Genomic DNA, 15,502 nt, shown 5'->3' with positions numbered 1-15,502 from the left:
CGGGGCAGTAGATTTGACCCATGGCTCCCACCTTCGCCGATGTCGCCAAGGCCAACTACGTTCTGCTGACCACGTTCACCAAGGACGGCAGGCCCAAGCCGACCGCGATCTGGGCGGTGCCCTCCGGTGACCGGCTGCTGGTCATCACCGAGGCCGATTCGTGGAAGGTCAAGCGGATCCGCAACACCCCGCGGGTGACGGTGGCGATCTGCGATGTGCGGGGCAACCCCAAGAGCGAGCCGGTCGAGGCGCAGGCCGTGGTGCTGGAGCAGTCCCGCAACGGCGAGATCTACGACGGCATCGGAAAGCGCTACGGCCTGATGGGTAAGGGCTTCAATCTGTTCAGCAAGCTGAGGGGCGGCATGCACCGCAATGTCGGCCTGGAGTTGCGGGCCGCGGACTGAAACGGACCGCGGCGGAACCTGACGGGCATCAGCCACGTTGTACTGAACATGGCAAAGCGGCTGTTTCTGATCTACCTCCTGGTAGAGATGGCGGTGATGGTCGCCCTGGTGGCGACCATCGGGTTCGGCTACACCGTGCTGTTGCTGTTGGCCTCGTTCGTGATCGGGCTGGCGCTGGCAGGTTCACAGCTCAATCGGCACATCCGCCGGTTGCGCACGGGCTTGTCCGGTGGGCTGTCCGATCCCCAGGGCGCGGTGTCCGACAGCGTGTTGGTGGCGCTGGGCACCGTGCTGGTGGTGATTCCCGGTCTGGCCAGCTCGATCGTGGGCGCGCTGTTGCTGCTGCCAACCACCCGAGCCGCCGCGCGACCGGTTCTCACCGGGCTGGTCGTCCGGCGGATGCCGCTCATCGCCGCGGCGCCTGCCGGTTTCGGTGCACCGACCGGTACCGCCGGTTATCGGCACGGGGCGGGCGACTACATTGACGGCGAAGTAATCGACGTCAATGAGTTCATCGACGTGACCGAAGTCGATCCACACCGCCTGCCTCCCAAGGCCTAACAGCCAGCAGAAACAGCTTGACCACACTTCTGATCAACGGGCGCATCCACAGCCCCAGCTATCCCGACGCGACCGCATTCGCCGTGCGCGACGGCGTAGTGGCGTGGCTCGGTACCGACGAGGTCGGCCGGTCGCAGTTTCCCGAAGCCGAGATCGTCGACCTGGCCGGCGGCTTCGTCGCACCCGCATTTGTCGACAGTCACGTCCACCTGACCGCCACCGGGCTCAACCTGGACGGTCTGGACCTCCGTGCGGCCACCTCACTGCAACACTGCCTGCGTCTGGTGGACGAGTACGCGCGCCGGCATCCGGACGGGCCGGTGTGGGGACACGGCTGGGACGAGTCGGGCTGGCCGGAGCACACCGGCCCGAGCACCGGGGACCTCGACGGGGTCTTGGGGGATCGGCCCGCCTATCTGGCCCGGGTGGACGTGCATTCGGCCGCTGCAACTTCCGCACTGCGCCGGTTGGTGCCCGCACTGGCCGAGGTCGCCGGGTTCGACCCGCAGCGCCCGCTGACCGCCGAGGCACATCACCTGGTGCGCGCTTCGGCGCGTGAACAGCTGACCCCGCAGCAGCGGCACGACGCCCGCGTCGCGGCGCTCGATCATGCCGCCGCGATGGGCATCGCCGCGGTCCATGAATGTGCCGGCCCGCAGATCGGCGGTCTGCTCGACTGGCAGGAGCTGCGCGCCCTGGAGCACGGCGTGGAGGTCGTCGGCTATTGGGGCGAGCCGGCCCGTGACGCCGAGCATGCCCGCCACCTGATTGCCGAGACCGGCGCCCGCGGCCTGGCCGGAGACCTGTTCGTCGACGGTGCCCTCGGCTCGCACACCGCATGGCTGAACGCGCCCTACCACGACGCTCCCGATACGTGCGGCAACTGCTATCTCGACGTCGAGGCCATCACCAGGCATGTGCAGGCCTGCACCGAGGCCGGCATCGCCGCCGGGTTCCATGTGATCGGCGACGCTGCCGTCTCCGCTGTCGTCGAGGGATTCGCCAGCGCGGCACAGCGGCTGGGCGGCCCGGCGGTGGCCCGCTGCGGCCACCGTCTGGAGCATCTGGAGATGGTCACCCCCGAACAAGCCGCCCAATTGGGGACCTGGGGCGTGATGGCCAGCATGCAGCCCAACTTCGACGCCCTGTGGGGCGGCGCAGAGGGTATGTACGCCCAACGTCTCGGGCTTGATCGAGTTCACCAGCTCAACCCGTTCGCGCTGTTAGCATCCGAAGGCGTGCCCCTCGCCTTCGGCTCCGATACGCCGGTCACCAGCATGAACCCCTGGCAGACCGTGCGCGCCGCGGTCTTGCACCGGAGCCCGGGCAGTGCCATCTCGGCCCGTGCCGCGTTCGCTGCGGCCACCCGCGGCGGCTGGCGCGCCGGTGGGGTGCGCGACGGCGCCAGCGGGACACTCACACCTGGGGCCCCGGCCAGCTATGCGGTCTGGGAGGCCGACCACCTGGAGGTCAGCGCGCCGGCCAACGCCGTTCAGCGATGGTCCACGGATCCGCGCTCACGGGTGCCCGCACTGCCGCGGTTGACCGCTGATGCGGAGCTGCCGCGTTGCCGTCAGACCGTTCACCGGGGTGTCGTCATCCATGGGCAGTGACCGTCCCAGAGAGCGTTTCGGCCGCCCGCGGCCGGGGCCCAACGAGACCACCGACGTGATCCCGGCCATCGAGGACGACGAACTCGCCGAGCTGGACGAGCTCGACGACGAGTCCTACGACGAACTGGACGAGGACGTCACCGGCGATCCGGTGGCCGACATCGATCCCGACGAGGAACCCGAGGAGCGTGGGTATCGCCTGACCGCGGCGGGCACCCCCGACCGCTGGTCTGTGGTGGCTGCCTGGGCGTCACGATTCGGCCGGGCCGCGGCTGTGCGGTGGGCGCAGTTGAGCGCATCGGTCGGCGGCGGGCTCGCGTTGTGCCTGAGCTATCCGCCGACCGGCTGGTGGTGGGCGGCGTTCATCGGGCTGGCGTTGATCGGCTGGGTGCTGACCCTTCGCTCCACCACCCGCGCCGGCGGCTTCGGATACGGATTCCTGTTCGGCCTGGCGTTCTATGTCCCGTTGCTGCCATGGATCAGCGGACTGGTCGGGGCGGCGCCGTGGCTGGCCCTGGCCGCCATGGAAGCACTGTTCTGCGGGATCTTCGGCCTGGCGGCGGTTGCGGTCAGGCGATTGCCCGGGTGGCCGCTGTGGTTCGCCGCGCTGTGGAGCACCCAGGAGTGGCTCAGATCGACCGTGCCCTTCGGCGGATTCCCTTGGGGTGTCCTCGGATTCGGTCAGACCAACGGACCGCTCCTGGCCCTCGCGCGATGGGGTGGCGCGCCGCTGTTGTCGTTCGCGGTGGCGCTGGTCGGCTTCAGCGCCACGCTGTTGGTCCTGGAGATCGTGCAGTGGTGGCATCACGGACACAAGCCGGGTTTCCCGGCGCCCGCGGTCATGCTGCCGGGTCTGAGCATCACGGTGGTGCTGCTGGCCACCGCCGTGCTGTGGCCCCAGGTCCGTTCCTCCGGCACCGGCGCGGGGGATGAGCAGACCGTCACCGTGGCCGCCGTGCAGGGCAACGTGCCCCGGCTCGGCCTGGAGTTCAACGCCCAGCGCCGTGCGGTGCTCGACAACCACGTGAAGCAGACGCAGCGGCTGGCCGACGACGTGCGCGCCGGAAGGGCTCCGCAGCCCATGTTCGTGGTCTGGCCCGAGAACGCCTCTGACATCGATCCACTGACCAACGCCGACGCGGCCGCACAGATCACCGCGGCGGCCGATGCCATCGGCGCGCCGATCCTGGTGGGCACCGTTGTCAAGGCCGACGGCTACACCCCGGACAATCCGGTGGCCAACAACACCGTGATCGTCTGGGATCCTGACCACGGTCCCGGTGAGCGCCACGACAAGAAGATCGTGCAGCCGTTCGGCGAGTACCTGCCGTGGCGCAGTTTCTTCAAACACCTGTCGTCGTATGCGGACCGGGCCGGCTACTTCGTGCCTGGTGAGGGCAACGGCGTCGTGCACGCGGCCGGTGTTCCGATCGGGGTGACCACCTGCTGGGAGGTCATCTTCGACCGGGCTGCGCGGGAATCGGTGCTCAATGGCGCCCAGGTGCTGACGGTGCCCACCAACAACGCGACGTTCGACGAGAACATGAGCGCCCAGCAGTTGGCGTTCGGCAAACTGCGGGCCGTCGAGCACGACCGTTACCTCGTGGTCGCCGGGACCACGGGCATCAGCGCGGTGATCGCCCCGGACGGGCGCGAGATGGCCCGCACCGAGTTCTTCCAGCCCGCCTACCTGGACAGCCAGATCAGGCTGAAGTCAGATGTGACGCCGGCCACCGAGTGGGGGCCGGCCCTGCAGGTGGCGCTGGTCACGCTTGGTATTGGGGCACTGGTTGCCGCGATACTGCACAATGGAGGGTTCGTGCAAAGAATGTTGAGGCGTCGCACCGGCGAAGGCCCGCGACGATGAAGGAGCCACATGACAGTCCCTGGTGACGGAGCGCAGCGGCAGGGGGAATCCAGCCCTCGCCAGGACGGTGAACGCCCGAGTCAGCGCACTCTGGTGATCATTCCCACCTACAACGAGCGGGAGAACCTGCCGCTGATCGTCGGACGTGTGCACCACGCCAGCCCCGAGGTGCACATCCTGGTGGTCGACGACGGCAGTCCCGACGGCACCGGCCAGTTGGCCGATGAGCTGGCCCTGGCCGACCCGGATCGGGTGCACGTGATGCATCGGACCAGCAAAGCGGGCCTCGGTGCGGCCTATCTGGCCGGCTTCGCGTGGGGGCTGGGCCGCGGGTACTCGGTCCTGGTCGAGATGGACGCCGACGGCAGTCACGCACCGGAGGAGCTGAACCGGCTCCTCGATGCGGTCGACGCCGGGGCGGATCTGGCCATCGGTTCGCGGTATGTCTCCGGCGGCACGGTGCGCAACTGGCCGGTTCGACGGCTGGTGCTGTCGAAGACCGCCAACACCTACTCCCGGCTCCTGCTGGGTGTCGGCATCCACGACATCACCGCCGGGTACCGCGCCTACCGTCGCGAGGTGCTGGAGAAGATCGACCTGTCCGCGGTCGATTCGAAGGGCTACTGCTTCCAGATCGACCTGACCTGGCGTGCGATCAACAACGGGTTCAAGGTCGTCGAGGTGCCCATCACGTTCACCGAACGTGAACTCGGGGTCTCCAAGATGAGTGGCTCCAACATCCGCGAGGCGATGTTCAAGGTCGCGGAGTGGGGTATCCGCGGGCGCTTGGACCGCGCCCGGGGTGTGGTCCGCTAACCGGCAGACGAAAAAACCGCGATACGCCCACGGAGGGCGTATCGCGGTTTTTTGTACGGTTCAGCTGCCGCGACGCTTGGTCTTGATCAGGTCGAGGCGCTCCTTGAGCAGCTCCTCGAGTTCCTCGACGGAGCGACGCTCGAGCAGCATGTCCCAGTGGGTGCGCGGCGGCTTGACCTTCTTGGGCTCGGGCACGTCACCGTCGATCAGGGTGCCCTCGAGCCCGTTCTTGCACGGCCAGGTGCCGGGGATCTCGGCGTCGTCGGCGAACGGAACGTCGAACACCTCGCCGTTATCGGTGCGGTAGCGCGCGACCTGACGCGGCGCCAGGTCATGGTTGCGGTCGGTCTCGTAGCTCACGGCTCCGAGGCGACTGCCTCTCAGGACACGATCAGCCATCGTCAACACTCCTTATTTGGCGTTTTGGTCCGGATGTATCAACGCTGCACGGCGTTGCCAAGTTCCCGACTCGACCATTGATGATACGCGGGTCGAGGCGTCGGGCAGTCTACAGTCGTGACCCATGGCGCACCACCGCAGACAAAGCCGTCCCCAGCCGTGTCGGTGGTGCGGTCGTGAGGTCGCCGATGCGCAGATGGGCCGCCGTCGCCAGTACTGCAGGCAGTCCTGCCGGCAGCGGGCCTACGAACAACGCGCCATGGTCAAGGGCACCTCGCTGGCCCCGGATTCGGTGGTACTCAGCGCCGACGAGGCGGCCCAGCTGTCCGACCGGGTGTACCAGGTCAGGTGTGCGGCCGAGGATGTCGCGATCGCGGTCGACGAGGGCGCCGGAATAGACGAACTGCGGCAGTTGTGCGATGCGTTGATAGAGGCCGCGAAGGCGGCCGACGGCTGGCGCTAGCTGCCGGTATCAGGGGTGCGTGGCTCCTGGCCGCGTTCGGCGAAGACCGCCATGACCTCACCCCTGGCCTCTTCGATGTGCGCGGCCATTGCCGCCGCCGCGGCATCCGCATCGCGATTCTTGATGGCGGCGATGACGTCGGCGTGGCCCCGGTTCGACGATTCGTAGATCACTGGGAAGTTGCTGCGGTCCAGTCGGGAGAACACTGACGCCCGAGTGTCCTCGATGACCTGACTCAGCATGGTGTTACCGCTCATCCTGGCGACGGCCAGGTGAAAGTTGGAGTCTGCCCGGCGGAACGCGTGGATGTCGGTGCTCGATTCCAGTGCTTCCTGGCAGGAATCCAGCCATTGCAGATCGGCTGGTGTGCCGCGTTCGGCGGCCAGCCGGGCGGCCATGGTCTCCACCGCCAGGCGGACTTCGAATACTTCAGCGGTCTTGCGGTCGTAGTCGTCGGTGAGGTCAGCCGCCATCACTCCGGGCGACACGGTTGTGCCACTGCTGCCGCGTTTGGTCAGCAGCAGGCCCTCGCCCTGCAGAACTCGCAGGGCCTCCCGCACCGTGACGCGCGAGACCTGCATTCCCTCGGCCAGTGAGCGTTCAGACGGCAGGCGGTCGCCGGGCAGGAGCACCCCGAGGGTGACGGCCCGGCGGATGCGGTCGACGACCGCGGCATAGGCCGGCGGGGCGTCGAGCGGGCGAAGTAAAAAGTCGTCTGACATCCCTTGCAGAGTACTCCGCGTGGCCCTATTGTCCTAAGGTATGAAATCCATACCATGGTGCACCGAATGCGCCCACTGATAGGGATCTGCGGCGTCTCGACCACGGCGACGTGGGGATTCTGGCGCCAGGATGCGGTGCTGGCGGCCCAGACCTACCTCGATGCGGTGGAGTGCTCCGGCGGGCAGTCGCTGGTGCTGGTGCCCTCGCTCAACGCCGATGCCGGACGAGTGCTCGACGTGCTGGACGGTGTGCTGCTGGCCGGCGGTACCGACATCGAGCCCGAGTACTACGGCGCAGGAGCCACCGAGCGGATGGAAGAGACCAACTCGATCCGCGATGAATTCGAATTGCGGATCGCCGCAGCGGCTTTGGAGCGTGACATCCCTGTTCTGGGGATCTGTCGGGGCCTGCAGATCCTCAATGTGGCCACCGGGGGCACGCTGCATCAGCACCTGCTGGACGTCGGGTTCGCCGAGCACCGTCCGGCGCCGGGCCGATTGGACCAGGCGACCCATCACGCGATCGAGGTGGCCGTCGACTCCCTGCTCGGTCACGCCGGGCTGGCCGGTGTGTCGGAAGTGAATTCGCATCACCATCAGGGTGTGGCCGAGGTGGGTGGCGGAGGGCGCATCACCGCCCGGTCGATACCCGACGGGGTGATCGAGTCGATCGAATGGCCGGATCGGCACTTCGCGCTCGGCGTGCAGTGGCATCCCGAATATCAGCCCATGAAGCAAATTTTCGATTCGTTCGTCGGGGCGGCAGCCCACGCGAACTCGTCACGTACGGAGAGGTTGTGATGAAGGGTCAGGTTCTGGAACCGGCAACCGGTGGGGTGCTCGCAGAGGTACCGTGGGCCACCGCCGCTGAAGTCGACGAGGCAGTGCGCAGAGCCGCACGTGCCCAGCGTGATTGGAGTCGCGCCGATCCCGCCCACCGGGCCGAGGTGTTGCTCGCGATCGCCGACGCGGTACGCGCGGAGGCCGAGGACCTGGCTCGGTTGGAGGCCCGCAATGTCGGGATGCCGATCGCCGACGCGCGCGGTGCGATGGCCGGGGTGGCCGGCACCTTCCGCTATTACTCGGCGACCCCGGAACGTCTGTTGGGCCACACGATCCCGGTCTCGGGCGGGCTGGACATGACCTTCCACGAGCCGTTCGGTGTGGTCGGTTTGATCACTCCCTGGAACTACCCGTTGTCCATCGCGGCGTGGAAGGTCGCTCCGGCGCTCGCGGCCGGGAACGCGGTCGTACTCAAGCCCTCTGAACTCACCCCGCTCACCGCCCTGGAATTGCAGCGCATCGCCGTGGCGGCCGGGCTGCCCGAGGGGTTGCTCAACGTGGTGGTCGGGCCGGGCGACCCGGTCGGCCGGATGCTGGTCGACCACCCTGACATCCGCAAGGTCGGATTCACCGGATCCACTGCGGTCGGCCGCGATATCGCCAGGCGGGCCGGGGACCGGCTCAAGCGGGTGACGCTGGAACTCGGCGGCAAATCGGCCGCCCTGGTGTTCGCCGACGCCGATTTGCAGGCTGCCGCAGCCGGATTGGCCGGAGGTGTCTTCGGCAACTCCGGTCAGGACTGCTGCGCGCGATCTCGAGTGTTCGTCGAACGCCCGGCCATGGAGGAGTTCCTGACCCACCTCAAGGACACCACGACCGCGTTGCGGGTCGGTGATCCACTCGACGAGAACACCCAGATGGGCCCGTTGATCTCGCAGCGCCAACGTGAGCGGGTCGCATCGTATGTCAGTCAGGCGCCGGTGCTGTTCGAGGGAAGCGCCCCGGACGGGCCGGGCTTCTGGTACCCGCCCACGGTGCTGCACCCGGTCGGCGACGAGCACCCGGCGGCCCGTGACGAGATCTTCGGGCCGGTGGTCTGTGTGCTGCCGTTCGATTCCGAGGACGAGGCGGTCCGGCGAGCCAACGACACCCGCTACGGACTGGCCGGATCGGTCTGGTCGCTGGACGGGGCGCGTGCGTTGAGGGTGGCCAGGGCCATGGAAGCCGGTGCGCTGGCGGTCAATTCGTACAGCTCGGTGCGGGTGAACACGCCGTTCGGCGGGTTCAAGGATTCCGGATTGGGCCGCGAACTGGGTCCCGACGCGCCACTGGCCTACACGGAACTGAAGAACATCTTCGTCAAGACCTAATTGCACACCGACCGTTGCCACAGACAAACCACCCCTGGAGCGCCGTGATCAATCAGCCCATCGCCCCCTTCAACAACCACCTCCCCGTCCGGATCTCGTTCGGAGAGGGTAAGTCCCACGAACTACCCGATCTACTGCGGGCATCCGGCGCCGGCCGGGTACTCGTGCTGACCGACGAGGACATCGATGCCCACAACCCCGCGGTGGCGGACCTGCTTGCCACTTTGGAGGGCTCGGGACTCGACATCACCCGGATCGACAAGCCCGCCGGTGAACCGACCATCGACATGATCGACGCGGCCACCGCCGCGATGACACGCGCGGGGGCCGAGGCCGTGGTGGCCCTCGGCGGCGGGTCGGTGATCGATACCGCAAAAGCGGCGCGGCTGTGCTACCAGAACGGGATGACCTTCGCTGACTTCCTGGATTCCACACGGGATTTCGCCGAACCGACAGTGCCGTTGTTCGCGGTTCCGACCACCGCGGGCACCGGCTCGGAGGTCTCCGGCGGCGCAGTGGTCTCCGACCCGGAGGCGGGCCGCAAGGCCGGCATCGCCCACCCCAACCTGCGCGCCCAATATGCCGTTGTCGACCCCGTGCTGACCTGGAGCATGCCGCCGTCGATGACGGCCAACACCGGGATCGACGCACTGGCGCAGGCCATCGCCGCGGTTGTGGCCAAGGTGCACACGCCGATCGGGGACGCGATCGCCCTCGAGGCGGTCCGGCTGATGGGCACATCGCTACTGCCCGCCTACCGTGACGGCACCGACACGGTAGCCCGGTCCAACATGTCCTGCGGGTCGATGCTGGCCGGGTTGGCGATGAACATCTCCGACTGCGCGGCCGAACACTCATTGGGGCAGGCGATCGGCGGGCTCACCGGCGTGCCCCACGGTCTCACCATCGGACTGGTGCTGGCCGAGACACTGGACCGGGAACGGCGTTTCGTGCCGCAGGCAATGGAGCGGGTGGCCGACGCATGGGGGCTGCCCGACGACGGCAGCGGAGACGGCAGTCGGGTGGTCGAGGCGGTGCGTTCATTGCTGGCCGATCTGGACTTCCCGGTGCTCGCCGACATCGGGCTGTCCGCATCCGATCTGGACCGGCTCACCGATCTGGCCCTGGCTGACTACTTCATCACCATGGCGCCCGAACCGTGGCAGCGATCAGAGGTTCACGACCTGTTCGCCGCGGCGCTGGGTCTGTCGACGCGCGAGTTCACCACCGCATAGGGAGAGGAGCGAAATGCATCGCACTGCGGCTTCGGGACCCGATCCCGATGAGCGCTTCGACGTCCTGATCGTCGGGGCCGGGTTCGCCGGTCTGTACATGCTCTACCGCGCCCGCCAACTCGGCATGCGGGCCCGCATCCTGGAACGGGCCGACGACGTCGGCGGCACCTGGTACTGGAACCGCTATCCGGGTGCCCGCTGCGACATCGAGAGCATCGACTACTCGTATTCCTTCGACGAGTCGCTGACCCGGGACTGGCGGTGGAGCGAACGCTACGCCGCGCAGCCGGAGATCCTGTCCTACATCGGACATGTCGCGGAACGCTTCGACCTGCGTGCCGATATCGAGTTCGACACCACCGTGAGATCGGCGGTATGGGAGGAGGACACCAACGAGTGGGTGCTGTCGTGTGAAACGTCCGCCGGCGGGACCCGGACCGTTCGTGCCACCTTCTGTGTGATGGCCACCGGCTGCCTGTCGGTGGCCAAGGCGCCGGACTTTCCGGGCCTGTCCGACTTCACCGGGGACTGGTATCACACCGGGCAATGGCCGCACCGCCCGGTGGATTTCACCGGTCGGACGGTGGCGGTGGTCGGCACCGGATCATCTGGTATCCAAGCTATTCCGAACATCGCGCGCCAGGCCGGTCAGCTCTACGTGCTGCAGCGGACCCCGAACTACAGCATGCCGGCGCAGAACCGGTCACTGGGCGAAGGTGAGCTCGAGGCGGCGGTCGTCGGGTTTGCCGAGCGGCGGCAGGTGTGTCGGGAATCCGACGCCGGGACGCCCCATCCGCCACCCACACAGGCCACCTTCGATGTCACCGAGGCCGAACGTGCCGAGCGATATGAAGAGGGCTGGCGCCGCGGCGGGATCAACTCGCTGTCGGCGGCGTTCACCGACTTCTTCACCGACGAGCAGGCCAATCTCGCGGCTCAGGAGTTCGCCCGGGGCAAGATCCGCGAGACCGTCCGTGACCCGGAAACCGCCGAGCTGCTGAGTCCGCGGCATCACATCGGCACCAAACGGACCTGTACCGACATCGGGTATTTCGAAACGTACAACCGTGACAACGTCGAGCTGGTCGATGTGCGCGCAGACCCGATCGAGAACGTCACCGACACCGGTATCCAGCTGCGCGACCGGCACATCCGCGTGGATGCCATCGTGTTCGCGATCGGTTTCGACGCGATCACCGGCGCACTGACCGATGTCGACATCCGCGGTGTCGACGGCGTTCCGCTGAGTGAGAAATGGGCGCACGGTCCGCGCACGCTGCTGGGCCTGCAGTCCGCCGGATACCCCAATCTGTTCATGGTCACCGGTCCGGGAAGCCCATCGGTGCTGAGCAACATGCTCATTTCCATCGAGCAGCACGTCGACTGGATCGCCGATTGCCTCGACCATCTGCGCAGCCACCAGCTGGACCGGATCGAGGCGACCGTGGCGGCGGAGGAGGCGTGGATGGCACATGTCGCCGAGATCGCCGCCGACACCCTGTATCCGAAGGCGCAGTCGTGGTACCTGGGCGCCAACATCCCTGGCAAGCCAAGGATTTTCATGCCTTATGTCGCCGGGTGTGGGCCATACCGGCAGGAATGCGACGCGGTGGTGGCGCGCGGGTACGCCGGATTCGTGCTGGGACACAGCGGAACGGAGCAGGTATGTCAGGGATGAACTCAACGCAGTTGCTGGCCGAACTGCGGGAGCGGCAGATCACCACGGTGATCCTCGGCGGGTGTGACACCCATGGTGTCATGCGCGGCAAGCGGATCCCCGTGGCGCAGTTACCCGAATTCCTCGACCACGGCCTGCCGATCTGTGATGTGTTCTGGGTGCTGCACGTCGACGAGTCGGATCTGGTGCAGCGGCCGGCGGGACACACCGGTTACTTTCCCACCGAGCGGCAGGGGTATCCGGACATCCATGCCAAACCGGATCCGTCCACCCTGCACATCGTGCCGTGGCACGCTGATACCGCACTTTTGTTGTGCGACTGGTACCTACCCGACAACACCACGATGGTGCCGATCTCGCCGCGAGGAGTGCTGCGTCAGGTACTCGGTAAAGCCGAAGCGATGGGCTACACCCCGCTCAGCGCACTTGAGCTGGAGTTCTACCTGCTGCGCGAAAAACCGGGCACACCGCACCGCAAGCGTCCCGCGGAACTGACCCCGTTGCAGGAGACGACGAGCACCTACGGAGTGGTGTTGGGGTCTCTGCAGGAGGATGTCGGGGCGCTGATCCGCAACCAGATGCTGGATTACGGCCTGCCGATCGAGGCGTGCAACCCCGAAACCGGGCCCGGCCAGTTCGAGATCACGCTGCACTACGGACCCAGCCTGAAGGCCGCTGACGATGCCTTCCTGTTCAAGTCCGGGGTCAAGGAGCTGGCGGCGCAGCGTGAGTTGCTGGCCAGCTTCATGGCCAAGCCGAACAGCGAGTGGGCGGGCAACAGCTGCCATGTGCACATCAGTCTGCAGGATCTGGACGGGCGCGGAGTGTTCTTCGATCCGGCTGCGCCGGAGCAGCTTTCGCAAACCATGAGGTACTTCGCCGGGGGCATTCTGAGCACGATGCGCGAATTCAGCGCGTTGATGGCCCCCACGCCGAACTCGTACCGCCGCTACGTGCCGTACTCCTGGGCCGGGACTACCGCCACCTGGGGAGTCGACAACCGGTCGGTGGGGCTGCGCGCGATCCGGGCGGGGGAACACGGAACCCGGCTTGAGCACCGGCAGCCCGGCGGTGACGCGAATCCCTATGTCGTGACCGCGGCCACCCTCGCCGGTGGTCTGCACGGGATCAAACATGCCATCGAGCCCAGCGAACTCGTCTGCGGCGATGTGTACGGGATGCCCGACGATCAGGCGGTCGCGCTGCCCGCCAACCTCGGTGAAGCGGTCGACCTGCTGGAGAACAGCGGCGTCGCCCGGGAGTGGTTCGGCGACGACTTCGTCGACCATTTTGTGGCACTGAAACGTGCCGAGCTGCAAGCCCAATCCAAAGCGGTGACCGACTGGGAGGTCGCCCGCTACCTCGAAACCATGTGAGAGGAACCAGGTCAGCATGACTGAACAGATCACCCCCGAGCCGACGCTGCGCCGGGACGCCATCGACTGGAAGCAGGTGGCGATCCTGTCGGTCGCCGGATGCGGACCCGCCTCGGTGATCGCGTTGAACTTGCAGTTCATGGGTCAATTCGCCGGATCTGCACTGGTTTTGGCGTTTCTGTTGGTGTGGCCGGGCATCCTGTTGCTGGTCAATACGTTCGCGGAGTTCTCCAAGCGGCTGCCCACCTCCGGTGGCCTGTACACCTGGAACTCCAAGGCGTGGGGCCCCAGCGTCGGATTCGTCTACGGCTGGATGTTCATCGGCGCGTACATGGTGTTCTCGGCGGCGGGTTTCGCGGTGTTCGGGGGCTGGGTCCAGCAGTGGCTGGATACGCAGTTCGGCGTGCAGGTGCCGTGGTGGGCCTTCACCTTCGCGGCGCTGGCCTACGTCTGTGTGCTGGCCTATCTGGGGATCAGCCAGTCGCTGCACGCCGCCCTCGGGCTGTTGGGCTTCGAGATGGTGGTCCTGCTGGCGTTGGCGTTGTGGATCTTCGTCACCGGACCGCAGTCGGGCAGTGGCTTCGGCACTGCACCGTTCGAGGCGTCTTCGGCCGGCGCAATGGGCTGGGGTGCGGTCGGTCTCGCGATGACCTACGCGGTGTTGTCCCACGTCGGCATCGAGGAGGGCGCGACGTTGGGTTTGGAGGTGCGTGACCCGAAACGCCATATCCCGCGCGGATTGTGGGCCGCTGCCATCGTGGTGCCTGTCTTCTACGTGGTGATCGCGTACGCAATGGTGTACGGCTACGGAATCGACCGGATGACCGAGTTCGGCGAGGATCCGGCGCCGCTGCAGACGATCGCCGAGACTTATTGGGGCAAGCTGGGGCTGACCGTGGTGGTGTTGGCCACCCTCAGCAGCATCCTGGCGTTCAGCCAGACGGCGTTCATCGCGGGTGCCCGGGTGCTCTACACCCTGGGCCGCGAGCGGGTGCTGCCGCGGCGACTCGGCGAGGTGTCGTCACGGCAGACACCGGCCGTGGCGATCGCGGTGATGGGCGTGATCTCGATGGCCCTCGGCGTGCCGCTCGCGTTCCTCGTCGGCCCGTTCAACGTGTGGGGCTACTTCGGCTTCCTGATCTCGATCGCATTCCTGGTGTCCTACATCGTCACCAATTTCGGCATGGTTCGCTACATGATCCGGATCGGCGAGTTTCGCTGGTTCCGGCATGGGGTGCTGGGGCTTGCCGGCTCCCTGGTGTTCCTGTACCCGCTGTACAAGACGGTGTGGCCGCTGCAGAGCGGGATCTACGGCGCATTGCCGTTCGTGTACCTGGCCTGGATCGCACTCGGTGTCGGGTTACTCGTGCACACGCTGCGCCGCAGGCCTGAGGTGATGGATCGGATCGGGTCGTCGCTGGCCGAGGGGGACCACCCGTAACCGCGGATCAATCGGGCGGGCAGCTGAGCTGGCGTCCGACGCCCACGGGCGGCGGGACCGGCTTCAGACAGCCCAGCGGTTCGACGCCGGAGGAGTTCAGCAGCACCCCGGACTGGTGGGCGTAGTTGACGCACACCAATGAGGTGGCGTCGGCCCGGCACCGGTAGTCACCGAACGCCAGCGACTTGCCCTCGGTCAGTTCGGCGCCGTCGCCGTCGTTGAACGGGCCCGGATCCCCGTGCAGTGAGCCGATATCCACGGTTTCCCCGGTGAAATCCACCCAGCCGGGGATCCACTGGCCCTCCACGTCGGACGGCTTCGACGGCAGGTCGTCGGCCTTGATCAGGCACGCCAATTGACCTTCGGCGTACTTGTTGGTGGCGCAGCGAGCGGTGCCCGAAGGCGCGACGAACGCGATGCCGTCGCCGAGACTCGTGGAATGGCCGTCGCGGGTGGCGGTGTGGAAACCGGACTGATCGGCCGCGGTACCTGCCTCGACCCACTTGATCACCCGGCTCATCGGGGTGCCTGGGGCCGGTGCCGTGGTGGGCAGTGGCGAGGTCGTCGTCGTGGTGGGCGTGGTGGTCTTGGTGTGTGGGGCGCCGGCCGGCATCGACATCCGGGGCTGCGAGCTCGACTGCGACTCGTGTCCCCCTCCCGACGAGCAGGCCGCCACGAGGGCCGCCGAAAGCACAGCAGCCCCAACAGTCACAACGGTGCGCATACCCGCAAGGCTAGCGGGCGCGTGTCAGGCCCACCGCCTGTCCGCCCACA

15 protein-coding genes are annotated in these 15,502 nt (G+C 67.1%); 12 read left to right on the top strand and 3 right to left on the bottom strand.

Going from position 1 to position 15,502, the window contains the following annotated elements; all coding sequences use genetic code 11:
- The first annotated feature begins 20 nt into the window (after nucleotides 1-20).
- From ACWEFV_RS13935 to ACWEFV_RS13915, 5 genes are read left to right on the top strand one after another with little or no spacing between them, the layout of a single operon-like run.
- On the top strand, nucleotides 21-404 hold the full coding sequence (locus ACWEFV_RS13935) for a PPOX class F420-dependent oxidoreductase (protein ID WP_135455501.1): 384 nt from the start codon (nucleotides 21-23) through the stop codon (nucleotides 402-404).
- A gap of 48 nt (nucleotides 405-452) precedes the next feature.
- Nucleotides 453-965, top strand: coding sequence for an FxsA family protein (locus tag ACWEFV_RS13930; RefSeq protein ID WP_450070580.1), 513 nt, complete (start codon nucleotides 453-455; stop codon nucleotides 963-965).
- Nucleotides 966-982: 17 nt separating this feature from the next.
- Nucleotides 983-2,578: an amidohydrolase gene (locus ACWEFV_RS13925; protein ID WP_135455496.1), complete on the top strand. Its 1,596-nt coding sequence runs from the start codon at nucleotides 983-985 to the stop codon at nucleotides 2,576-2,578.
- The gene (lnt, locus tag ACWEFV_RS13920) at nucleotides 2,568-4,445 is read left to right on the top strand and encodes an apolipoprotein N-acyltransferase (RefSeq protein ID WP_450070579.1); all 1,878 of its coding nucleotides are present in this window, start codon (nucleotides 2,568-2,570) and stop codon (nucleotides 4,443-4,445) included. Before ACWEFV_RS13925 ends, lnt begins: the two co-directional genes overlap by 11 nt.
- A 9-nt stretch (nucleotides 4,446-4,454) precedes the next feature.
- Nucleotides 4,455-5,261: a polyprenol monophosphomannose synthase gene (locus ACWEFV_RS13915; protein WP_075919998.1), complete on the top strand. Its 807-nt coding sequence runs from the start codon at nucleotides 4,455-4,457 to the stop codon at nucleotides 5,259-5,261.
- Nucleotides 5,262-5,321: 60 nt separating this feature from the next.
- Here ACWEFV_RS13915 and rbpA read toward each other — a convergent pair whose 3' ends face one another.
- Nucleotides 5,322-5,660: an RNA polymerase-binding protein RbpA gene (gene rbpA, locus ACWEFV_RS13910; RefSeq protein ID WP_135455492.1), complete on the bottom strand. Its 339-nt coding sequence runs from the start codon at nucleotides 5,658-5,660 to the stop codon at nucleotides 5,322-5,324.
- A 124-nt stretch (nucleotides 5,661-5,784) separates the two neighbouring features.
- Here rbpA and ACWEFV_RS13905 point away from each other — a divergent pair, with 124 nt between their 5' ends.
- Nucleotides 5,785-6,123 (top strand): hypothetical protein, encoded by a 339-nt coding sequence (locus ACWEFV_RS13905; protein ID WP_135455490.1) that lies wholly within the window; start codon nucleotides 5,785-5,787, stop codon nucleotides 6,121-6,123.
- On the opposite strand, the gene ACWEFV_RS13900 is transcribed toward ACWEFV_RS13905, so the two are convergent.
- On the bottom strand, nucleotides 6,120-6,845 hold the full coding sequence (locus tag ACWEFV_RS13900) for a FadR/GntR family transcriptional regulator (RefSeq protein WP_450070578.1): 726 nt from the start codon (nucleotides 6,843-6,845) through the stop codon (nucleotides 6,120-6,122). The genes ACWEFV_RS13905 and ACWEFV_RS13900 overlap by 4 nt on opposite strands.
- A gap of 66 nt (nucleotides 6,846-6,911) precedes the next feature.
- Here ACWEFV_RS13900 and ACWEFV_RS13895 point away from each other — a divergent pair, with 66 nt between their 5' ends.
- Genes ACWEFV_RS13895 through ACWEFV_RS13870 form a run of 6 tightly spaced genes read left to right on the top strand, consistent with a single transcriptional unit; the run spans nucleotide 6,912 to nucleotide 14,728 of the window.
- Nucleotides 6,912-7,646 carry a gamma-glutamyl-gamma-aminobutyrate hydrolase family protein gene (locus ACWEFV_RS13895; RefSeq protein ID WP_450070577.1) on the top strand — a complete coding sequence of 245 codons (735 nt, stop codon included), beginning with the start codon at nucleotides 6,912-6,914 and terminating at the stop codon, nucleotides 7,644-7,646.
- Nucleotides 7,643-8,998, top strand: a complete 1,356-nt coding sequence (locus ACWEFV_RS13890; protein ID WP_210115532.1) for an aldehyde dehydrogenase family protein — start codon at nucleotides 7,643-7,645, stop codon at nucleotides 8,996-8,998. The genes ACWEFV_RS13895 and ACWEFV_RS13890 overlap by 4 nt, the downstream gene beginning before the upstream one ends.
- 44 nt (nucleotides 8,999-9,042) lie before the next feature.
- Nucleotides 9,043-10,233, top strand: a complete 1,191-nt coding sequence (locus tag ACWEFV_RS13885) for an iron-containing alcohol dehydrogenase family protein (protein WP_450070576.1) — start codon at nucleotides 9,043-9,045, stop codon at nucleotides 10,231-10,233.
- A 13-nt stretch (nucleotides 10,234-10,246) separates the two neighbouring features.
- Nucleotides 10,247-11,911, top strand: coding sequence for a flavin-containing monooxygenase (locus ACWEFV_RS13880; protein ID WP_450070575.1), 1,665 nt, complete (start codon nucleotides 10,247-10,249; stop codon nucleotides 11,909-11,911).
- Nucleotides 11,899-13,287 carry a glutamine synthetase family protein gene (locus tag ACWEFV_RS13875; RefSeq protein WP_450070574.1) on the top strand — a complete coding sequence of 463 codons (1,389 nt, stop codon included), beginning with the start codon at nucleotides 11,899-11,901 and terminating at the stop codon, nucleotides 13,285-13,287. The genes ACWEFV_RS13880 and ACWEFV_RS13875 overlap by 13 nt, the downstream gene beginning before the upstream one ends.
- A gap of 16 nt (nucleotides 13,288-13,303) precedes the next feature.
- Nucleotides 13,304-14,728 (top strand): APC family permease, encoded by a 1,425-nt coding sequence (locus ACWEFV_RS13870; protein ID WP_135455475.1) that lies wholly within the window; start codon nucleotides 13,304-13,306, stop codon nucleotides 14,726-14,728.
- A gap of 7 nt (nucleotides 14,729-14,735) precedes the next feature.
- Here the strand turns inward: ACWEFV_RS13870 and ACWEFV_RS13865 are convergent, their stop codons facing one another.
- The gene (locus tag ACWEFV_RS13865) at nucleotides 14,736-15,452 is read right to left on the bottom strand and encodes a hypothetical protein (RefSeq protein ID WP_450070573.1); all 717 of its coding nucleotides are present in this window, start codon (nucleotides 15,450-15,452) and stop codon (nucleotides 14,736-14,738) included.
- Nucleotides 15,453-15,502 lie beyond the last annotated feature (50 nt).

The sequence above is a fragment of the Mycobacterium sp. NPDC004974 genome (assembly GCF_053600815.1).
The sequence above is the reverse complement of the archived record's forward strand: the minus strand, read 5'-3'. Positions and strand labels throughout refer to the sequence as shown.